Annotated in this window: 12 protein-coding genes; 1 reads left to right on the top strand and 11 read right to left on the bottom strand. The window is 69.8% G+C overall.

Going from position 1 to position 17,982, the window contains the following annotated elements; genetic code table 11:
* Window positions 1-203 precede the first annotated feature (203 nt).
* On the bottom strand, window positions 204-1,433 hold the full coding sequence (locus ETD86_RS10470) for a serine hydrolase domain-containing protein (RefSeq protein ID WP_138665981.1): 1,230 nt from the start codon (window positions 1,431-1,433) through the stop codon (window positions 204-206).
* 368 nt (window positions 1,434-1,801) lie between these two features.
* Here ETD86_RS10470 and ETD86_RS10475 point away from each other — a divergent pair, with 368 nt between their 5' ends.
* Entirely contained in the window at window positions 1,802-2,524 is a 723-nt protein-coding gene (locus ETD86_RS10475) for a GbsR/MarR family transcriptional regulator (RefSeq protein ID WP_138665929.1), read from the top strand.
* 141 nt (window positions 2,525-2,665) lie between these two features.
* On the opposite strand, the gene ETD86_RS10480 is transcribed toward ETD86_RS10475, so the two are convergent.
* The 10 genes from ETD86_RS10480 to ETD86_RS10525 form a co-directional block, all read right to left on the bottom strand.
* Entirely contained in the window at window positions 2,666-4,585 is a 1,920-nt protein-coding gene (locus tag ETD86_RS10480; protein WP_138665930.1) for a molybdopterin biosynthesis protein, read from the bottom strand.
* A complete protein-coding gene (locus tag ETD86_RS10485; protein WP_138665932.1) occupies window positions 4,582-5,802 on the bottom strand; it encodes a molybdopterin molybdotransferase MoeA in 1,221 nt (406 codons plus the stop codon). Before ETD86_RS10485 ends, ETD86_RS10480 begins: the two co-directional genes overlap by 4 nt.
* Window positions 5,799-7,544, bottom strand: a complete 1,746-nt coding sequence (locus tag ETD86_RS10490; protein ID WP_138665933.1) for an NAD(P)H-dependent oxidoreductase subunit E — start codon at window positions 7,542-7,544, stop codon at window positions 5,799-5,801. The genes ETD86_RS10485 and ETD86_RS10490 overlap by 4 nt, the downstream gene beginning before the upstream one ends.
* Window positions 7,545-10,505, bottom strand: a complete 2,961-nt coding sequence (gene fdhF, locus ETD86_RS10495; protein WP_138665934.1) for a formate dehydrogenase subunit alpha — start codon at window positions 10,503-10,505, stop codon at window positions 7,545-7,547.
* 220 nt (window positions 10,506-10,725) lie between these two features.
* Window positions 10,726-12,528 carry an aldehyde ferredoxin oxidoreductase family protein gene (locus ETD86_RS10500; RefSeq protein ID WP_138665935.1) on the bottom strand — a complete coding sequence of 601 codons (1,803 nt, stop codon included), beginning with the start codon at window positions 12,526-12,528 and terminating at the stop codon, window positions 10,726-10,728.
* Between the two features lie 73 nt (window positions 12,529-12,601).
* A complete protein-coding gene (locus ETD86_RS10505; RefSeq protein ID WP_138665936.1) occupies window positions 12,602-13,447 on the bottom strand; it encodes an NTP transferase domain-containing protein in 846 nt (281 codons plus the stop codon).
* Window positions 13,448-13,594: 147 nt separating this feature from the next.
* Window positions 13,595-15,385, bottom strand: a complete 1,791-nt coding sequence (locus ETD86_RS10510; RefSeq protein ID WP_138665937.1) for an ABC transporter permease — start codon at window positions 15,383-15,385, stop codon at window positions 13,595-13,597.
* 5 nt (window positions 15,386-15,390) lie between these two features.
* Entirely contained in the window at window positions 15,391-16,131 is a 741-nt protein-coding gene (locus tag ETD86_RS10515) for an ABC transporter ATP-binding protein (protein ID WP_138665938.1), read from the bottom strand.
* Complete coding sequence (locus tag ETD86_RS10520) at window positions 16,128-16,661, bottom strand: PadR family transcriptional regulator (RefSeq protein ID WP_138665939.1); 534 nt, start codon at window positions 16,659-16,661, stop codon at window positions 16,128-16,130. Before ETD86_RS10520 ends, ETD86_RS10515 begins: the two co-directional genes overlap by 4 nt.
* Window positions 16,662-17,115: 454 nt before the next feature.
* The gene (locus tag ETD86_RS10525; protein WP_138665941.1) at window positions 17,116-17,952 is read right to left on the bottom strand and encodes an EamA family transporter; all 837 of its coding nucleotides are present in this window, start codon (window positions 17,950-17,952) and stop codon (window positions 17,116-17,118) included.
* Window positions 17,953-17,982: the final 30 nt, after the last annotated feature.

Consider the following 17,982-nt stretch of genomic DNA (forward strand, 5'->3'; position numbering starts at 1 on the left):
GCGGCAAGTACGAGAACCAGATCCTGCCCACCGGCATGTCCGCAGGCACGCCCCAAGAAGCCCTCGACTGCGCCTGCGACCTCTACCTCAGCCACTGACCCTCGAAGGACTTACAGGCAGAACCACTTAGGCAGACAGGGCCAAGAGCAACCTCGGCGGAGATGTCGACGGTTCGCCCGGGCCTACCGGGCCCGGGCTCGGTGTCAGTCATCGATTGCCTGGTAGAGCGTGGTCCAGAAGTCGTGCATCAGCCGGATCGAATCCGGGGCGGAAGCCCCGACCTGGGTGAGCAGGATTCCGGTGAGCTGGTTGCCGGGGTCGGCGTAGGTCGAGGTGCCGCTTCCGCCGTCCCAGCCGAACTGGCCGACCGGCGCGTAGTCGCCGCGGTAGGTGCGCACCGCCATCCCGAAGCCCCACCCGCCGTGCTGCCCTTGGCCGAAGGACACGTGGACGTTGTTGACGGCCATGGCGTGTCGGGCGGCTTGCTGCTCGGGCGTGAGGCGGTTGGTGGTCATCAGCTCGACGGCGGGCCGGGACAAGATCCGGTCGCTCCCGTGCATCCCGCCATTCAGCAACATCCGGAAGTAGGCATGGTAGTCATCGGCGGTGGATACCAGCCCACCGCCGCCACCCTGGAACGCCGGAGGTTGGCTCCACCGTCCCCCCTTGGCCTCGTCCCACACGTGGAACTCGCCGGTCTGCGGGTCGGGGGCATACAGGGTCGGCAGCCGGTCGATCTTGTCGGCGGGCACGTGGAAGGCGGTGTCCTTCATCCCCAGCGGATCGAAGATGCGCTCACGCAGGAACGTTTCGAACGACTGGCCCGTGACCCTGGCGACGAGCACGCTGAGGACGTCGTGGCTGATCTGGTACTGCCAGCGCTCTCCGGGCTGGTGCATCAGCGGAAGCGCGCCCAGGCGGCGCATCCACTCATCCGGCTCGGGCATCGGCTCCGGCAGATTGGGCGTGAGCCCCTGCTCGAAGATCGCGCCCATGATCGGAGTGCCCAGCGCCGTCATGTCCATGCCGAGCCCGAACGTGGAGGTCAGCAGGTCGCGTACGGTGATCGGCCGCCGCGCCGGCACGGTTTCGTCCAGCGGGCCGTCGATCCGCTTCAGCACCTGCCGGTCGGCCAGCTCGGGCAGCCACGGATCCACCAGGTCGTCCAGCCGCAGCCGGCACTCATCGAGCAGGACCATCGCCGCCGCCATCGCAACAGGCTTGGACGTGGACGCCATCCGGAAGATCGTGTCCCGGCGCATCGGCGTGCCACCATCATGGCGCATCGTCCCGATCGCTTCGACGTACGTCTCATCGCCCCGGCCGACCAGGGCGACAAGCCCGGGAATCCTCCCCGACTCGACATGCCGTGTCAGCACGTCACGCAGTCTGCGCAGCCCTGCCTCGGAGAAGCCGCTGTTGCCGTGTCCCATCATGAATCTCCTTGCATACAGTGTTCGATCTCCGCGAGCCCCCTCCCGGCGTGGCGCTCCTGGCCTCGGCGAGCTGGAGCTCGGTCGCGGGACTCCCTCTGTGGCGCCACCGGGACCTACAAACGTTCGGAAATTCCTGAACGTCTGTGACAGTACATTGCGTTTATAAAGTCGTCAACGGATAAGCGAGATGCGATCTGCCTGTTAGATCCCACTTCTCGAGCTGTCATTGCAATGAGTATGACGCTAAACGCAATGGGCGGCCGGGATGACGATTGCAATGGGCTGGGTGTGAATGCATACTGTGCAGCGGAGTGTGCCCGGGGCGCCGAGCTTCGCGCATGTCGGCAGATCGGAGACGAGCATCGATGCCCGGAGGCAGGCTCACCAATGAGGACCGTCAGCACATCGCTGCGTGGCTGGCCGAGGGTCTCGGATACGCAGAGATCGGCCGGCGTCTAGGGCGGCCCGCCTCGACCATCATGCGGGAGGTCACCCGCAACGGCGGACCCGACGATTACGGGGCGGACCGGGCGCACGAGGCCACACGGCATCGTGCGCGTCGACGCAAGCAGGCTCAGCCTCCGGCGCCGCCGGTCCCCGACAGCGGCCATGGGCGTGACCCCCAAGCGGTGCAGGACTTCACGGAGTCCTTCATCGCTCTCCTCGTTCAGCAGGGGCTGCCTCGGATGGAGGCCAGGGTGCTGGCCTGCCTGTACATCACCGACTCCGGCACCCTCACCGCCGCCGACCTGGTCCAGCGGCTTCGCGTCAGCCCGGCGTCGGTCTCGCACGCCGTCGCCTTCCTCGAGCAGCAGGGAATGCTCAGGCGGGAACGCGTTCCCGGCGGGCGCCGCGAACGCTATGTCCTCGACGATGAGATCTGGCTCCGGTCCATCCTTGCAGCTCTGCAGATGAACGACGCCCTGGCGGCCGCATCGCGGCGCGGAGCCGAGATTCTCGGGTCAACGACCCCGGCGGGCGACCGCTTCGAGTCCTCCGCCGAACTTCTTCTCCTCGTGAGCGAGGCCTTCCGGCAGGTCATGGAGCAGTGGCGGCAGAGCCGGGCCGCCCGGAGCGCCGGGGGATAACAATGATCTCTCGCACGTCGAAAGGCCCCCGGGGAAGCCGGAGCGGATCTTGATGTCCGTGTCCGACCAGTTAGCCCGTCCGGAATTGTCCTGAGGGTATGCCGGAAGCAGGCGCCACGGGCGATTCGCGGATGAACCGTGTCAGCGGATACGTCGTCCTGTTTCGGCACAGGAGTAGCCGCCCAACCTTTCCACGCTGGCGCGGAAGTCCGGGCGCTCCAGAAGTGCCCACAGCGGAGCCAGTAGTTCCTCGGAGATCTCGCTGGCGCGAATTACCAGGTCGTACGGCTCCTGAGCCACCGGGACGAAGTCGAGCCCGAACGCGCGAGCGGCGGCGAGGATGCCCATGCCGGCATCCGCCCGGCCTGCGGCCACGGCCGCGGCCACCGCGAGATGGGTGTGCTCCTCACGGGAGTAGCCGGGCACCTCGCTCGCGTCCATGCCGAGGCCTGCCAGCTCATGATCCAGCAGCGCACGGGTGCCGGCGCCCCGCTGCCGGTTCACGTAGTGCAGGTCAGGCCTGGCCAGGTCCTTGACTCCGGTCAGACCGAGAGGATTACCGGGTGCGACGATCAATCCCTGGTCCCGGTGGACGAGCCGGATCACGGCCACGTCCGCGTCAGATCCCAGCAGCTTGTCCACATACGGCAGCGTGTACTCGCCGGTCGACGGGTCCAGCAGATGCGATCCGGCGATGTGGCACAGGCCGTCGCGCAGCGCCACGAGGCCGCCCAGCGACCCGACGTTCGATGACGCCAGAGTGATCAGCGGGTCGGCGGCGCGCAGGGCGGACGCCGCCAGGTCGAGCACCAGATCGTGCGAGCCGATCGCGACGATGGTACGGCCGATCTCGGACAGGCCGCGCAGTAGTTCGACCCGAACCTGCTCGCCGGCGTGGTGGCCCTCCACCCCGGAGGGCACCACGAGCAGGCCGTCAGCGCGTACGAGCGAAGTGAGCACGCCGGCCCCCCGGGGCAACGGGGTGGCGACGAGCTGGTCGCGCACCCGCCCCAGACGTACCCGCACCCAGTCGTCCATGCCGATGGCGGACGGCAGCTTCCTCGCCAGGCGTGCGGAAGCCGACGGCCGTTCACGCGGCGCGGCACCCTCCAGCTCGGCGAGCAGCGGAGCCGCGAAGATGTCGAAGGTCAGTGCCGCCGATACCGGATAGCCGGGAACTCCGATCACCGGTGTCGCGGCGACCGCCCCCAGGACGACCGGGTGGCCGGGGCGCACGGCGACCCCGTGGACCGCGACCACGCCGGCGCCGGCGACCACTCGAGCGGTGTAGTCGTCCCGGCCGGCGCTCGAACCCGCGATGAGCAGGACGAGATCGGCGTCGATGGTGGCCTCGCGAAGCACCGCGGTGATGGCCTCGGGGTCGTCGGGGACGATCTCGGTGACGCGCGCCTCGCATCCCGCCTCCCGCGCTTGCGCGGCCAGCATCATCGAATTGGTGTCGAGGATGTCACCGGAGGCCAGGTCTGCTCCGATCGGGCGAATCTCGTCCCCGGTCGGCACGATGACCACGCGAGGCGCACGGCGGACACCGAGTTCGAGCACGCCCGCCGCGGCGCAGGCGGCGACGTCGACGGGGCGCAGCCGGTGGCCTTGCGGGAGCAGCAACTCCCCGGCGCTGATGTCCTCGCCGATCGACCGGACGTGCTGGTAGGGCGGAACCGCCGCCCGGAGCTCGGCCTTGCCGTCCGCGGTTCGGTGCACGTGTTCACGCATGACCACGGCGTCGTACCCGTCGGGCAGCGGATCGCCGGTGTCGACGACCTCGAAGTCACCGGCAGCGAGAAGTATGGGGCTGGTCTCGGCTGCGCCTACGGTGTCGCCCGCACGTACGGCGATGCCGTCCATGGCCGACGAGTCGAAGGCGGGTGAGGACCGCCGGGCCCAGACCGGCTCGGCCGTCACCCGGCCCACAGCGTCTCCAACCGGTACGCGGACAGCGTCGACCCGGGTGGGACACCCGGCCGTGCCACACGCCTCGCGCCAGACGGTGAGGGCCTGCGCCGCGGGGACGTCGGAGACAAAGGGACTTTCTGCGTTCATCGGTACAGGACGACCTCTACATCGGTGCCCGCGTCCAGGCCTGTGGCCGGCTCCGGGATGATCAAGTATCCGTCGGCGCGGGTCAGCACCGACAGTAGCGCTGAGGGGCCGAAGAGCGGCTCCGCCACCCCGTCCCGGACCCTGACCTGGACCACGTCAAGCCGGCCTGCGGCCGAGGGGAGATCACGCGAGAGCCGCGCACGGGTACTCGGCTGCGGTGGCGCGTACTCGCAACCGGCGACACGCCACAGCAGCGGCACCCCGACTTGTCCGAAGACGACCAGCGCGGACAGCGGGTTGCCCGGCAGCCCGATGATCGGGATCCCGGAACACTCGGCCAGCAGCGTGGGCTTACCCGGTTTGATGGCGATCCCGTGGCACCAGATCTGACCGATGGCCGCCACCGCGCCCGCGGTCTCGTCCCTCGCCCCGACCGACGAGCCTGCCGAAACGACGACCAGGTCGGACTCGGCCACGACCGCGGCCAGCCGTTCCTTGAGCGCGCCGGGCTCGTCCGGGACGATGCCCGCGATGATCGGTTCGCCACCCGCGTCGACGACCAGCCCGGCCAGGGCGGAGGCCGTGGCGTCTCGCACCTGGCCGGGCGCGAGGTTCACGGTCTCGGGCGGCACCACCTCGTCACCGGTGGAGATGATCGCCACCCGGGGACGGGCGTGCACGGCGACCGAGGTCACCCCGGCGGCGGCGAGGAAGCCGAGGTCCGGTGCCCGCAGCGGCCGGCCACCGGGCACCAGCGGGGCACCGGCCGCGATGTCATCATCCGCTCGCACGATGCCACCGCCCGGTGCCACAGGCCGGGTGACCTCGATCGTGCCCGGCATCGTCTCCGCGGTGTACTCGACCATCACCACCGCGTCGGCGCCGGCCGGCAGCACTCCCCCGGTCGGCATCGCGACGCATCCGCCAGGCCGGACCGCCACGGTGGGCTCGGCGCCCATCCGCACCGCGCCCAGCAGGTCGAGGTAGGACGGAAGCCCGTCAGAGGCTCCATAGGTGTCCGCCGCGCGGACCGCGAAGCCGTCCACGGTGGAACGTGCGAACCCGGGCAGGGCAGCGGGCGCAGGTATGTCCGCGACCGGCACCCGGTGCAGCGCCGCCGACAGCGGCACGTCCTCCGCGGGAGTGCGGTGGACGGGCCGGAACCCGGACAGGACCTCGGCAAGGGTGCGAGCGGTGAAGAACTCCCTGCCGCTCAACGATCCGGTTGTCCCGTCGAGCCTTCGGGGCGGGGCTGCGGGCGAGCCGCCGCGGCGCCCTTGTTCAGTCCCAGCACGGACACCACCGGCCCCAGCGCGACCTGTCCGAGCCCACAGATCGACGTCTTCCGCATGGTCTCCTCCAACTGCACTATCCGCCCGCTCTGCGCCTCATCCAGGGTCGAGGAACCCGAGTCCAGCACACCGCGCAGCAGCTCGTGGGCCTTGGTGGACCCTACCCGGCAGGGCACGCACTTACCGCACGACTCGTTGCGGAAGAAGCGCAGCACGTTCGTCGACGCGGCCAGCAGATCGGTGCCCTCGGCGAGCACCACAAGGGCGCCGGAGCCCAGCATGGTCCCGGCGTCGGCGAGCGTCCCGAAGTCCAGGGCAAGGTCCAGTTTGTCGGGGCCGATGAAGTTGGAGGACGCGCCCCCCGGCTGCACAGCGCCGACTCGGGCGCCGCCGAGCACGCCACCGGCTATGTCGATCAACTCACGTACCGTCGTGCCCATCGGCACGCAGTACACGCCAGGGTTCTCCACGTGCCCGGACACGGCGAAGAACTTCCAGCCGACGGAGTCGCCCGCGCCCTGCTCCGCCCACCACCCGGCGCCACGCTGAAGGATCACCGGCACGTCGGCGAAGGTCTCCACAGAGTTGATCAACGTCGGACGCCCGTGCAGCCCATAGTTGCCAGGGAAGGGCGGCTTGTTGCGCGGCTCACCGCGGTGCCCCTCCATGCACTCCAGCAGCGCCGTCTCCTCACCGAGGATGTAGCCGCCGGGCGAGACGAAGATGTCCAGTTCGAGACGGCGGCCGCTGCCACAGGCGTTCTCGCCGATCATCCCCGCCTCGCGCAGTGCCGCGATCTCCGCACGCAGCACGCGCTCCTCGGGACCGTACTCGTGACGGATGAAGATCCAGCCCTGCTCGGCTCCGACCACCGCCATGCCGAGCAGGAGGCCCTCGATCACCAGGTGCGGCTGATCGGTCAGGATCTGGCGGTCCTTGAACGTGCCCGGTTCCGACTCGTCGGCGTTGCAGATCGCGTACTTGACGCCGGCCGGCTCGGCGGAGGCGACCAGGCCCCACTTCTTGCCCGTGGGGAACCCGGCGCCGCCCATCCCGCGCAGGCCCGAGGCTTCCAGCGTGGCCACCACGCCGGCAGCGCTCATCTCGCCGGCCAGCAACGCGCGCAGGCTCGCGTACCGCGTCGAGACATCCGATCCCGCCGGGTACGGGTCGTTCGGCCAGGGCTCGGTCCGTCCCGTAACGGTGGCCTCGGCGAGTTCGTCGTCCCGCGCGGCACTGACCAGCGCATCGACGTCGGCGACCGGCGCCGGGCGTTCGTTGACCGCCAGGGCCGGGGCAATGTCGCAGCGGCCCAGGCAGGACACCTCGACCAGCTCGATCTCGGTGTCGTCGCCATAGCGGTCACGCACCTCCGCGATCCGATCATCCGCGGACCGCAACCAGCACGACAGGTCGTGGCACACGTTGATCGCGACTTTGGCGGGCGGGGTCGTGCGGAAGTGCGGGTAGAACGAGATCAGGCCCTCGATCTCGTAGAGCGGTCGCCGCATGGTGCGGGCGAGCTCTTCGAGCTCCTCTCGCGGCAACCAGCCCAGTCGTGCCTGGATGGCGTTGAGCGCCGGGATCAGCGACGGCCCGGGGAACTTCCCGGCCCGTGCCTCCACACCCGGCACCCGGGAACGTCCCAACTCGAAACTCAGGGTCATCTAGACACTTCCCATGTTGCTGAGGGGCTCCGCGTCTTCCACGCTCAGCGCCTCGACCTGAATCGCGCAGAACTTGAACTCGGGGATCTTGCCGTAGGGGTCGATCTCGTCGATCGTCAGCAGGTTCGCCGCCGCCTCCCGGAAGTGGAACGGGATGAAGCAGTTGCCCCGTTGCTCCCGGTGGGAGACGCGGACATGCAGCGTGATGGCCCCGCGCCGGGAACGCACCCGGGCCATCTGACCGTGCGACAGTCCCCGATCGGCGGCGTCCTTGGGGTGCATGTACACCTCGGCGATCGGCGAGATCGTGTCGAGCGCGTAGGACCGGCGGGTCATCGACCCGGTGTGCCAGTGTTCGAGCAGCCGGCCGGTGTTGAGCACCAGCGGGTACTCGGCGTCCGGTAGTTCCTTCGCCGGGAGCCAGTGCGCCGGTGCGAGGTGGGCGAGGCCGTCGTCGGTGTTGAACCGCTCGTCGAAGAGGACCGCGGTCCCGTCGGAGTGCTCGGGATCCTCATTCGGGTAGAGCTTCCCGGTCAGCCCGAGGTTGTCGTGGCGCAGGTTCGCGTACGAGGGCATGAGCGCGACCATCTCGTCGAACACCTCGCTGGGAGAGGAGTACGACCAGTCCAGCCCGATCCGCTGGGCGATGTCCTGGATGATCTCCCAGTCCACCCGCGCCTGGCCCGGTGGGTCCATCACCTTGCGGCCGAGCTGCACCCGGCGGTCGGTGTTGGTGTAGCTCCCCTCCTTCTCCAGGTACGACGACGCCGGCAGGATGACGTCGGCGAACTCCGCGGTCTCGGTCAGGAAAATGTCCTGCACCACCAGGAAGTCCAGCGCGCCCAGGGCCTTGCGCACCTTGTTGATGTTGGGGTCGGAGAGGAACGGGTTCTCGCCCAGCATGTACATGCCGCGGACGCCGTCGGGCTTCAGCACCGAGCCGATGATCTCGGTGACGGTGAGACCGCGGTTGGGGTCGAGCTCCGTGCCCCAGGCCGCTTCGAACCGCCGGCGGGTGCCCTCCCGGTCGACGCCCTGGTAGTCGGGGTAGAACATGGGGATCAGTCCGGCGTCGGAGGCGCCCTGGACGTTGTTCTGCCCGCGCAGCGGGTGCAGGCCGGACCCCGGCTTGCCGACGTTGCCGGTGATCGAGCACATGGCGATCAGGCAGCGGGCGTTGTCGGTGCCGGTGGTGTGCTGGGAGATGCCCATCCCCCAGTAGATGACGCCTGCCTTCGCCTCACCCCAGACTCGCGCGACCTCACGGATCAGGTCCGCGTCGACGCCGGTGATCTGCGCGGCGCGCTCCGGCGGGTAATCGTTGACCGTGCGAACCAGCTCCTCGAAGCCGGAGACCCGGGCCTTGATGAACTCCCTGTCGATCAGGCCGAGCCGGATCACCTCGTGCATGACCGCGTTGTAGAAGGCCACGTCGGTGCCGGGCTTGACCTGGCAGTAGTAGTCGGCGTGCTCGGCCACGGTGCTGGCGCGGGGGTCGACATAGATGATTTTCGTGCCGCGTCGCCGGGCCTGCTTGAAGAAGGAACTGGCGACAGGGTGGTTCGCCGTCGGGTTGGACCCGGTGATGATGACGACGTCGGCGTTGGCGACGTCACCGTACGTGGTCGACACCGCACCGGAGCCGACTCCCTCGAAGAGCGCGGCCACCGACGAGGCGTGGCAGAGCCGGGTGCAGTGGTCGACGTTGTTCGTGCCGAAGCCGGCCCGGATCAGCTTCTGGAAAAGGTAGGCCTCTTCGTTGGAGCACTTCGCGGAGCCGAACCCCGCGATGGCGCCGGGCCCCTTCTCCGCGTGGATCTCCCTCAGTCGCCGGGCGACGAGGTCGAGTGCCTCCTCCCAGGTGGCCTCGCGGAAGTGCGGCAGCACCTCGTCGTAGTCGACCAGGCCGCCGGGCTTGCGCCGGCCGTCCTTGCCGTTCTTGCTCAGCTTGGCGCCGCGGCCGCCACCACTGCGGTTGCCGCCGGCGCCGGCGCGCCCTCGGTCGTTGTCGGCGTCGCCGCGCACGTCGGCCGACAGCGGGCCCTTGGGATAGGACGACTCTTTCCGGATCAGAGGAACGGTCAGGCGTTGCGGCGACGCCGCGTAGTCCCAGCCGTACCGGCCCTTCACGCACAGCCGGCTCTTCGAGCCGGGCTGGTCGCGGCCTTCCGCGAAGGCGATCGCGCCGCGTGACCGGTCGACGTAGTAGGTGAGAGCACAGCCGACGCCGCAGTACGGACACACGCTGTCGACCGCGTCCAGCTCCTCGCGGGGCCGGATGGGGACGTCGTTGATCGCCTTGTTGGTCAGGGCGCCGGTGGGACAGGCCTGCACGCACTCACCGCAGGTCACGCACGAACTGGCGCCCATCGGATCGTTGAGGTCGAAGGCGATCCTGGTCGAGTAGCCCTTGCCCGAGCGGCCGATGACATCGTTGCCCTGGATGTCGTCACACGCGCGGACACAGCGGTCGCAGAGGATGCAGGCGTCGTGGTCGACCGCGATCACCGGATTGGAGGTGTCCACACCCCGGCCCGAGCCGCACGGCAGGTCGGTCGACTCCTTGGCCACGTCGAACCGGTCGGCGAGGTCGAGGAGCAGGTTGTCGCCGGTGGTCGTCTGTTTCGGATCCTCCGCACGCGGTGGCTGGTCGGAGATCAGCAACTCGGTCAAGGTGGCCCGGTTGCGCTCCAACTCCGGAGTGCTGGTCTTGACCTGCATGCCGTCCTCGCAGGGGCGCACGCACGCCGCGGCGAAGGCCCGGCCGCCGGTGTCCACCACGCACATACGGCACACGCCCACGGGGTCGTAGCGCTCGTCGTGGCACAACACCGGGATGTCGATGCCGACCTGCTTCGCAGCCTCGTAGATGCTGGTGCCTTCCGGCACGGTCACCGTGCGGCCGTCGATCTCGGCTGTCACGGTCTGCACGGCCGCCACCGGCTCATGGAGAGTCGTCATCTCAACCCCGTCTGTCGAGCGGTTTAGAGCGTATACAGAATACGACATACAGTCTACCGCCGTCATCCTTGTATCATCTTGCCACCAGTCGCCTACTCACCATCGGTGCTAGTGCCAGGATGACCAGATTGTCAAGGTTTGCGCATGTACGTCCTCGTTGACCCTTGCGCAGTCAGACCAGGACCCCTTGCCAGTTCGCCCGCACATGAATGGCATCGAGCTAAGCATCGAGCAGCAGATCCTCAAGATCGGCCGCCGGGATGCGCCCCTCCTCGTCCAGGCCGCGCGCGGCATAGTATCCGGCGATCATCGACCGGAGGCGACCGGCGTCAAGCACCGCACTACGGCCGGAACCGAGCTCCAGCGGCGTTTCCAGCATCCGGGCCGGCAACGTGTCGTCGGCCGCGGTGGCGCCCTCACGCAGGTTGAACGCGCGTTTCGCCCGGACGATCCGCCGAGCGGTGTCCCGTAGTTCATCGGCGTCCAACCTCCACCCGGTGACCAGCGCGAGCAGTCTGGCCCACTCCGTAAAGGGGTCATCGAAGACACCGCGCAGGAACTTGCACAGGATCATCGAGTCCATGACGGCAGCTCGATCCTCGGTGCCGACCGCGGCGGCGACGTGTGCCGCTCCGCCATCCAGCCGGTCGAGCTCGCCCGAAAGGTCGGCCTCGTAGGCACCGGATCGGTTGTGGTCGGCTCCCCTGGCGTTCACCGCGAGCCCGAGTGCCATCGACTGGAGGCTTCGCGGCTCGTAGCCGGGCAGCTCCAGCCCCTTGACCTGCGGTGCGAAGTCGATCGAGCCGTGCCCGACCACCTCGGCCGCCCGGCGCGAACCCTGGGCCAGCAACGCTCCCAGGCCCGGCGACCGCGACCCGATCGCCTCCAGCGCGCGCAACAGCGCTGCGCCGTCGCCGAACCGCAGCCACGGCTCATCGATGAGGCCACGCTCCACACACTCCATGGCCCAGGCGATCGTGCCGCCCGCAGAGATCGTGTCGATTCCGAGTTCGTCGCAGCGCGCGCTGGCGGCGAACACGTCGTCGGGATCGGACACCCCGCACAGCGGGCCGAGCGCGAAGACGTTCTCGTACTCCATACGCTGGCGTCCGCCACCCTTGCGCGAGTAGATGTGCTCGCACCCGATGGAGCACGACGCGCAACTGTTGCGCGCCACTCCGCGCAACTCGTGCAGCTCTTCGGCGGCCAGCTGATGGGCGCCCTCGAAGGTCGCCGCGGTGAAGTTACGGGTGGGCAAGGTGCTGACGGCGTTGAAGGCCAGGAGGTTGGCCAGTGTGCCCAGTTCCCGGTACTTCGCGGTAGCCGGCCCGAAGCTGCGCTTACGCAGGTCACGGGCGGCGGCGAGGACACCGGCCTGATCGGCGACCGCCACCTTGGTCGCCGATCTGACCAGTACGGCCTTGATGTTCTTCGCCCCCAGCACCGCGCCCAAGCCACCCCTGCCGGCATGGCGGCCGTCGTGGCTGATCGTCGCGTATCTCACCTGGCGCTCGCCGGCCGGGCCGATCGCCGCGGTCCGCCAGTTACGGCCGAACCGCGCCTTCGCCGCGGTTTCGGCCTCTGCGGCTGTCAGACCGGTCAGCTCCGGCGCCGGTTCGAGACGTACGCCGTTGCCGTCGATCAAGAGCACCGAGAGCTCGTTCGCACGGCCACGGATCACGATCGCGTCATGCCCGGTGAGCTTGCCGGCAATAGCGAACTGGCTGGATGCGAGGGCATCGGTCAGCAGTCCGGTCAACGGCGACTTGGCCACCACCGCGAACTTCGCACTGGTCGTCAATGGAGTCCCGACCAGCGAGGAGAAGACGAAGGCCAAGGGCGCCTCAGGAGCCAGCGGGTCGACACCGGGAGGTGCCAGCCGGTGCAGCAACCATGTGCCGAGCCCCACTCCGCCCAAATACGAGCGCAACACGCGCTCACTCAGCTCGAAAGCAGCGCCTGTCGCCTCCCCGCCGTCGACATCGACGAGCAACGCTCTCCCGAAGAAACCACCAGGCGTCATGCTCCGACTCTAAGCCCCGGGCCGCTCCACCTCTCAACCTCTCAGCCTCTCGGCCGCTCAGCCACTCAGCCTCTCAGCCGCCGGCGTCCGCGGACAGGAAGGCGACGGTGTCCCCCGCCACCAGAGGCAGCAATTCGTCCCGGGTCACCTGATCACCATTGAGTGCGGCCACGACATGGCGGTCCAGCGCCAGCCCCGCAGCAGCGGCCGCGGCTCCGAGCGTGGCGGCCTGGACACTGCGCGGCCGGTGCCCGCCGTTCTTCGCCAACGCGCCGAAACACTCGACCACGATCTCCGGCGGCAGCCGGTCATGTGCCGCCGCGTACTCCTCCGGGGTGTTGACGTTCACCACAGATTCCAGCGTCGGATCATGCCGCGCGAGAGCGGTGTCGGCGAGCAACCGCTCCTCGCTCAACTGAGCCACCTGGCAGTGCTTGACGAGCATGCCCGGCCGCAGGTCGCCTTCGGCGAGGAGATCCGTGATCAACCCGGCAAGGGAGGTCCGGTAGGCGGCGGCCAATGGCTGCCGGAAACCGCGCGCCACCGGCAACACCATGTCAGTTCCCGGGCTCAGCCCTCGCAGCGCACACCGTACGAAAGCCGGATGAAGGAATGGCAAGTCGGTGGAGCACACAAATGCCGTCTCGGCCTGGTCGGCTACCGCCGCGAGCCCCACGGCCAAGCCCTGCATGGGACCCAGCCCTTCCACGGGGTCCTCGACCACCGTGACCTCCGAGGGAAGCGGGGGCAACTCCTGCCCAGGAGCGGCTATCACGACCACGGGGCCACCGACCGTCCTGGCGAGCACGGCAGCGGTGCGATAGAGCAACGTCGAACCGTGCCACTCCAGCCAGGCCTTCGGCTTCCCCATCCGTGTGGAGCGGCCGCCCGCCAGCACAATCCCCGCAGCAGTCTGCATGCCCGCATGTTAGGCCACGAGTCAACCGCCCTCACGACACGGACGCCACGTCCGATACAGGCTGCTTCGTGCGAGCGTGCACGGTGCGTAGGACGGGCCTCGGTCCGCTGAGCGCCGCTGCTGCCGACGCCTGCTGAGCGGGGCCGATCACGCTGTTTCGGCGCTGAGGGCCTGCGCCACGGACCGGCGCGCCGCCAGTCGTGCGGGCAGGGCGGTGAGTGCCGCCGTTGCCAGGAGAGCCGCGAGTGCGGCGCCGAGCAGCCAGGAGGTGGGGGGTTCCGCCGAATTCCTGGCGGCGAAGAGCGAGAGCAGGCCGACGCCCAGAGGGACGCCGATGACGGCGCCGGGCAGGCTGGGCAGGAGCTGGGCGATGGACAGCCCGGCGGAGATCTGTCCTGGGGTGGCGCCGAGCGTACGGGCGATGGCCATGTTCGCCTGGGCCTCTATGGCAGTGGTCCAGGTGAGCGTGATGGTGTTCACGACGGCGAGTGCGATCAGCAGGATGGTGACGGCGAGCATCAGCTGGCGGTCGTGCTCGCCCCGCAGGTTGGGCAGGGCGGAGGAGCCAGCCAGGCCGTAGCCCCTCTCCGGCTGGGCGTAGAGGGTCAGCAGGGCGACGATCGCGATCATCGTGGTGGCGGTGGAGCACGCCTGCAGCACGGCGCGGCCCGGCCGTCGGGCGGTCAGCCGCAGCCCGAGCAGGAGCGGCGTGGGCAGCAGCGCGGACAGCGCGGTGAGCCAGGGTCGGTGACGGGGCTGGTGCGCGGTGGCGGACAGCGCCGTGACGGTCGCCGTACGCATGGCCCGCAGCGTGGGACGGAGCGTGGACAGCACCGCCACCGCCACGGCGAGGACGGTCGCCATGGCAACGGTGGCGCCGGTCAGCCCGGCGGCGTCGCCGATCCGGCTGGCGGTGGGACTGGCGATGGCGGGCGCGCTCAGGCGCGCGATCACCAGCCCCAGCGCGTCGCCGACCAGCGCCAGCGCCAGGTACTCGGTGAGCAGGACGGCGGCGATCAGATCCGGGGTGGCGCCGACGGCCTTGAGCAGCCCGGCCCGGCGCGTCTGCTCGACGGCGCGTCCCGCGGCCAGCGCCGCCACTCCGGTGACGGCCAGGAAGCTGAGCAGCCAGCTGCCGACGACCAGGATGGGCTGGCTGTTCCTGAGGATGACCATGTCCTGTTTGGCGGTGAACTGCCAGGAGCGGAAGTTCACCCTGAGGGTGGGGACGCGGTAGGCGTCCAGGAAGGCCTCGGTCGCGGCGGGGTCGCGCAGCTTGAGGTCCAGGGCCGAGACCACCGGGAGATCTTGGGACGACGCCAGGGCACGGGCATCTGATCGGGTCATCCAGGCCAGGCCGCTGTAGTCGCTGGGGCCGCCGCCCGGGCCGATCTGCGCCGCCCAGGGGTAGATGGAGGTGGCCGCGGTGACGGCGATCCCGACGACGGGGTACGACCGGCCGGCGATGGTGACGCGGTCGCCGACGCCGACGCCCAGCGCGGTGGCGAAGCCCCGTTCGAGAACCGCGCCGCCGGAGCGCACCCAACGACCCGAGGTCACCAGTGGCCGGTTGACCGCGCCGGGCGTCCCGCCGAAGCCCTGCACCACCACGGGGGAGGACGTGGAATCGCGCGTGGTGAGGACGGCGTAGACGATGCGATAGGGGCCATGGTGGGCGATTACTCCGGGAACCTTCGCCAGCGAGGCCAGGGCCGAGGTCACGGCGGGGCCCGTGTCGCCGGAGAGTGCCACCACGTCCGGACCGGCGGTGGCCGCGCGGGTCTGCTCGTACAGCCCGTCGCTCACGCCACGCAGGGACAGGCCCAGGGCCATCGTGGCGGTGGCCACGGTGACCGCGAGCAGGAGCATCGCGGCCTGGACCTTGTGCCGGCGCACGTCAGCCAGCACCAGGCGCACGACGAGCACGATGGAGCCCATGACGTTCAGCCCTCCAGCCCGATCAGTCCGCCGAGCCCGCGCGTGTGGGAGCCGGCCAGCCGGGTGTCGTCGACGAACATCCCGTCGCGCATCGAGACCAGCCGATCCGCCGTGGCCGCCACCCGCTCGTCATGCGTGACGATCAGGAAGGTCTGCCCCGCCGTACGAAGCTCCTCGAAGATTCTCAGCACATCGAGGGTCGCCGCGGTGTCGAGGTTGCCGGTCGGCTCGTCGGCCAGGACGACCAGCGGGTCGTTGGCCAGCGCGCGGGCGATGGCGGTCCGCTGACGCTGCCCGCCCGACAGTTGGGACGGCAGGTGCCGGGCACGGTCGGCAAGCCCGACCCGCTCCAGCAGCAGGCTCGCGCGCCGCCTGGCCTCGCGCCGCGAGCGCCCGGCCAGCAGCGCGGGCAGCTCCACGTTCTCGGCCGCGGACAGCTCCTCCACCAGATGGAAGGCCTGGAAGACGAACCCGACCGACCGGCGCCGCATGCGCGCCAGAGCGCGCTCGCTCAGCGTGTCGATGCGCCGCCCGGCCAGCCACACCTCTCCATCGGTGGGCCGCTCCAGGCCACCCAGCAGGTGCAGCAGAGTGGATTTCCCGCAGCCGCTGGGCCCCATCACCGCCAGCATCTGCCCCTGCGGCACCTCCAGGTCGACCTCGTCCACCGCGCGGACCCGGCCCTGCCCCTGACCATGCGTCTTCACCAGGCCGCAGGCCCGGACCGCGGCACTTGACACGTTCATCCACCCTCAACTTCGTCATCGACCTTGGACCAGGCCCGCTCGCAGGCATCCAGCCAGCGCAGGTCCGCCTGCAACCGCAACACGACCCCTTCCAGCAGCAAGCCGGCGCCCCACCCCGCCGGCTCGGCCAGAGCCGCGTGCTGCGCCTCACGCAAGCGGCGCAGCAACTCACGGCGCTGCGCCGCCACCAGCTCCACCGGATCGGCCAGCCGGGCCGCGGCGGCAGCGGCGAGCTTGAGATGAAACTCCGCCAGATCCGGTTTCGGCCAGCCCACCTCGGCCAGCCAGGCGGCCACCCGCTGCTGCCCGGCCGGCGTCAGCGCATAGACCTTGCGCTCCGGCCGCTCGGGCAGGCCGTCCGCCCGCTCACCGACAACGAGCCCCGCTCGCTCCAACCGGGCCAACGTCACATAAATCTGACCGCGGTTCATCGACTCGCCCAGCGGGCCAAGACTGCGCCGCAGCCGAGCGTGCAAGTGGTACCCGTGCGACGGCTCCTTGGCGAGCATCGCCAGCACTGCGTCCTGCATGTCACCCCCTAACGGTTGGCCAATAGATAGCGGTTAGCCGTGGGAGGTGTCAAAACGGTACACCTGGCGATCTCCTGGACTGGCCCGCCGCCAACTGAGGGATGGAGGGAGAGGCGACGGCCACATCGCGATCTGGGGCGGCGTCAGCTGGCCGCGGCCATCGGCCTGATCGTTTACTTCCTGGGTGCCGTCGTCACTCCTGCGCGTCCGTGACCTGGCCGGCCTGCCCGGGCCGCTTGCCATGTCGGCCTTCGCCATCGCAGCCCCGTGGCTGCGCCTCCTGGCGTAGCCGCCTCGACCCGACCGCAGGTCGCACACCTACAAGGAGCGGCCGCGCGCCCGTCTCAAGCGTGCTTCTGAGCCCGGGCACGAAGGCCGGTTCCGGTCAGCGGGTGAACCGGTCGAACGGCGAGAACGTCGAATCGGCCTTCATCCGCTCGAACGCGGGCTTGGCTCAGGTCAGGGCGAGGAGGCTGACGGCGACGGCGGCGGCGCCCAGGCCGGCGAGCTGGCCGCGGCCGATGCGTTCGGCGAGCACGCCGCGGGCGAGCAGGACCGTACCGGCTGGGTAGAGGGCGACGATCACGGCGACGACGGCGAGGTCCCCGTTGCGGGCGGCGAGCAGGAACAGCAGGTTCGCCACGGAGTCCAGCACACCCGCGGCTGCCGACATCGCGTACGCGGGCCGCGCAGGGCCCAGCTTGCGGTGCATCAGTCCCGCCGCGACCAGGGTGACGGCTGAGGAGACCGCCCGGCCGATGATCAGTGGAGCCACCCCGCTGTCGGACGGCGCCTGGTGCAAGAAGATCAGCTGAAGGGCGATGGCGGCGCCCGCACCGAAGGCCAGCAGCAGCGCAGCACGTGAGGGGCGCGCCGACCCAGCGCCGTGTCCGGCGCTGACCAGCACCACCGCAACCAGGGCGAGCGGCAGACCCAGCAGTCCGGCGACGGACAGGTGCTCGCCCTGCAGCAGACCCACACCGACGGGCAGCACGGCGGACACCAGCGCGGTCACCGGCGACAGCACGTTCATCGGACCGATCGCCAGGGTGCGGTAGAGCAGGGCGAACGCGGCGGCCGAGGCGACCCCCGAGGCGGCGCCCCAGCCGAGGGTCGCAGCGTTGAACGAGGCGCCGAGGAACGGCCACAGCAGCAGCTCGACCGCCAGGCTGGCCGGGGCCGCGATCATCACGGTACGCAGCACATGCGCCTTGCGGGCGCCGAGGCCGCCAAGGAAGTCGGCGCACCCGTAGGCGAGTGAGCTGCCCAGGGCCAGCAGCAGAGCGATCACAGCACATCCCTTACTATCCGCTAGAACGAC

Origin of the sequence: Nonomuraea turkmeniaca (assembly GCF_005889735.1) — a bacterium.
Lineage (GTDB): Bacteria > Actinomycetota > Actinomycetes > Streptosporangiales > Streptosporangiaceae > Nonomuraea > Nonomuraea turkmeniaca.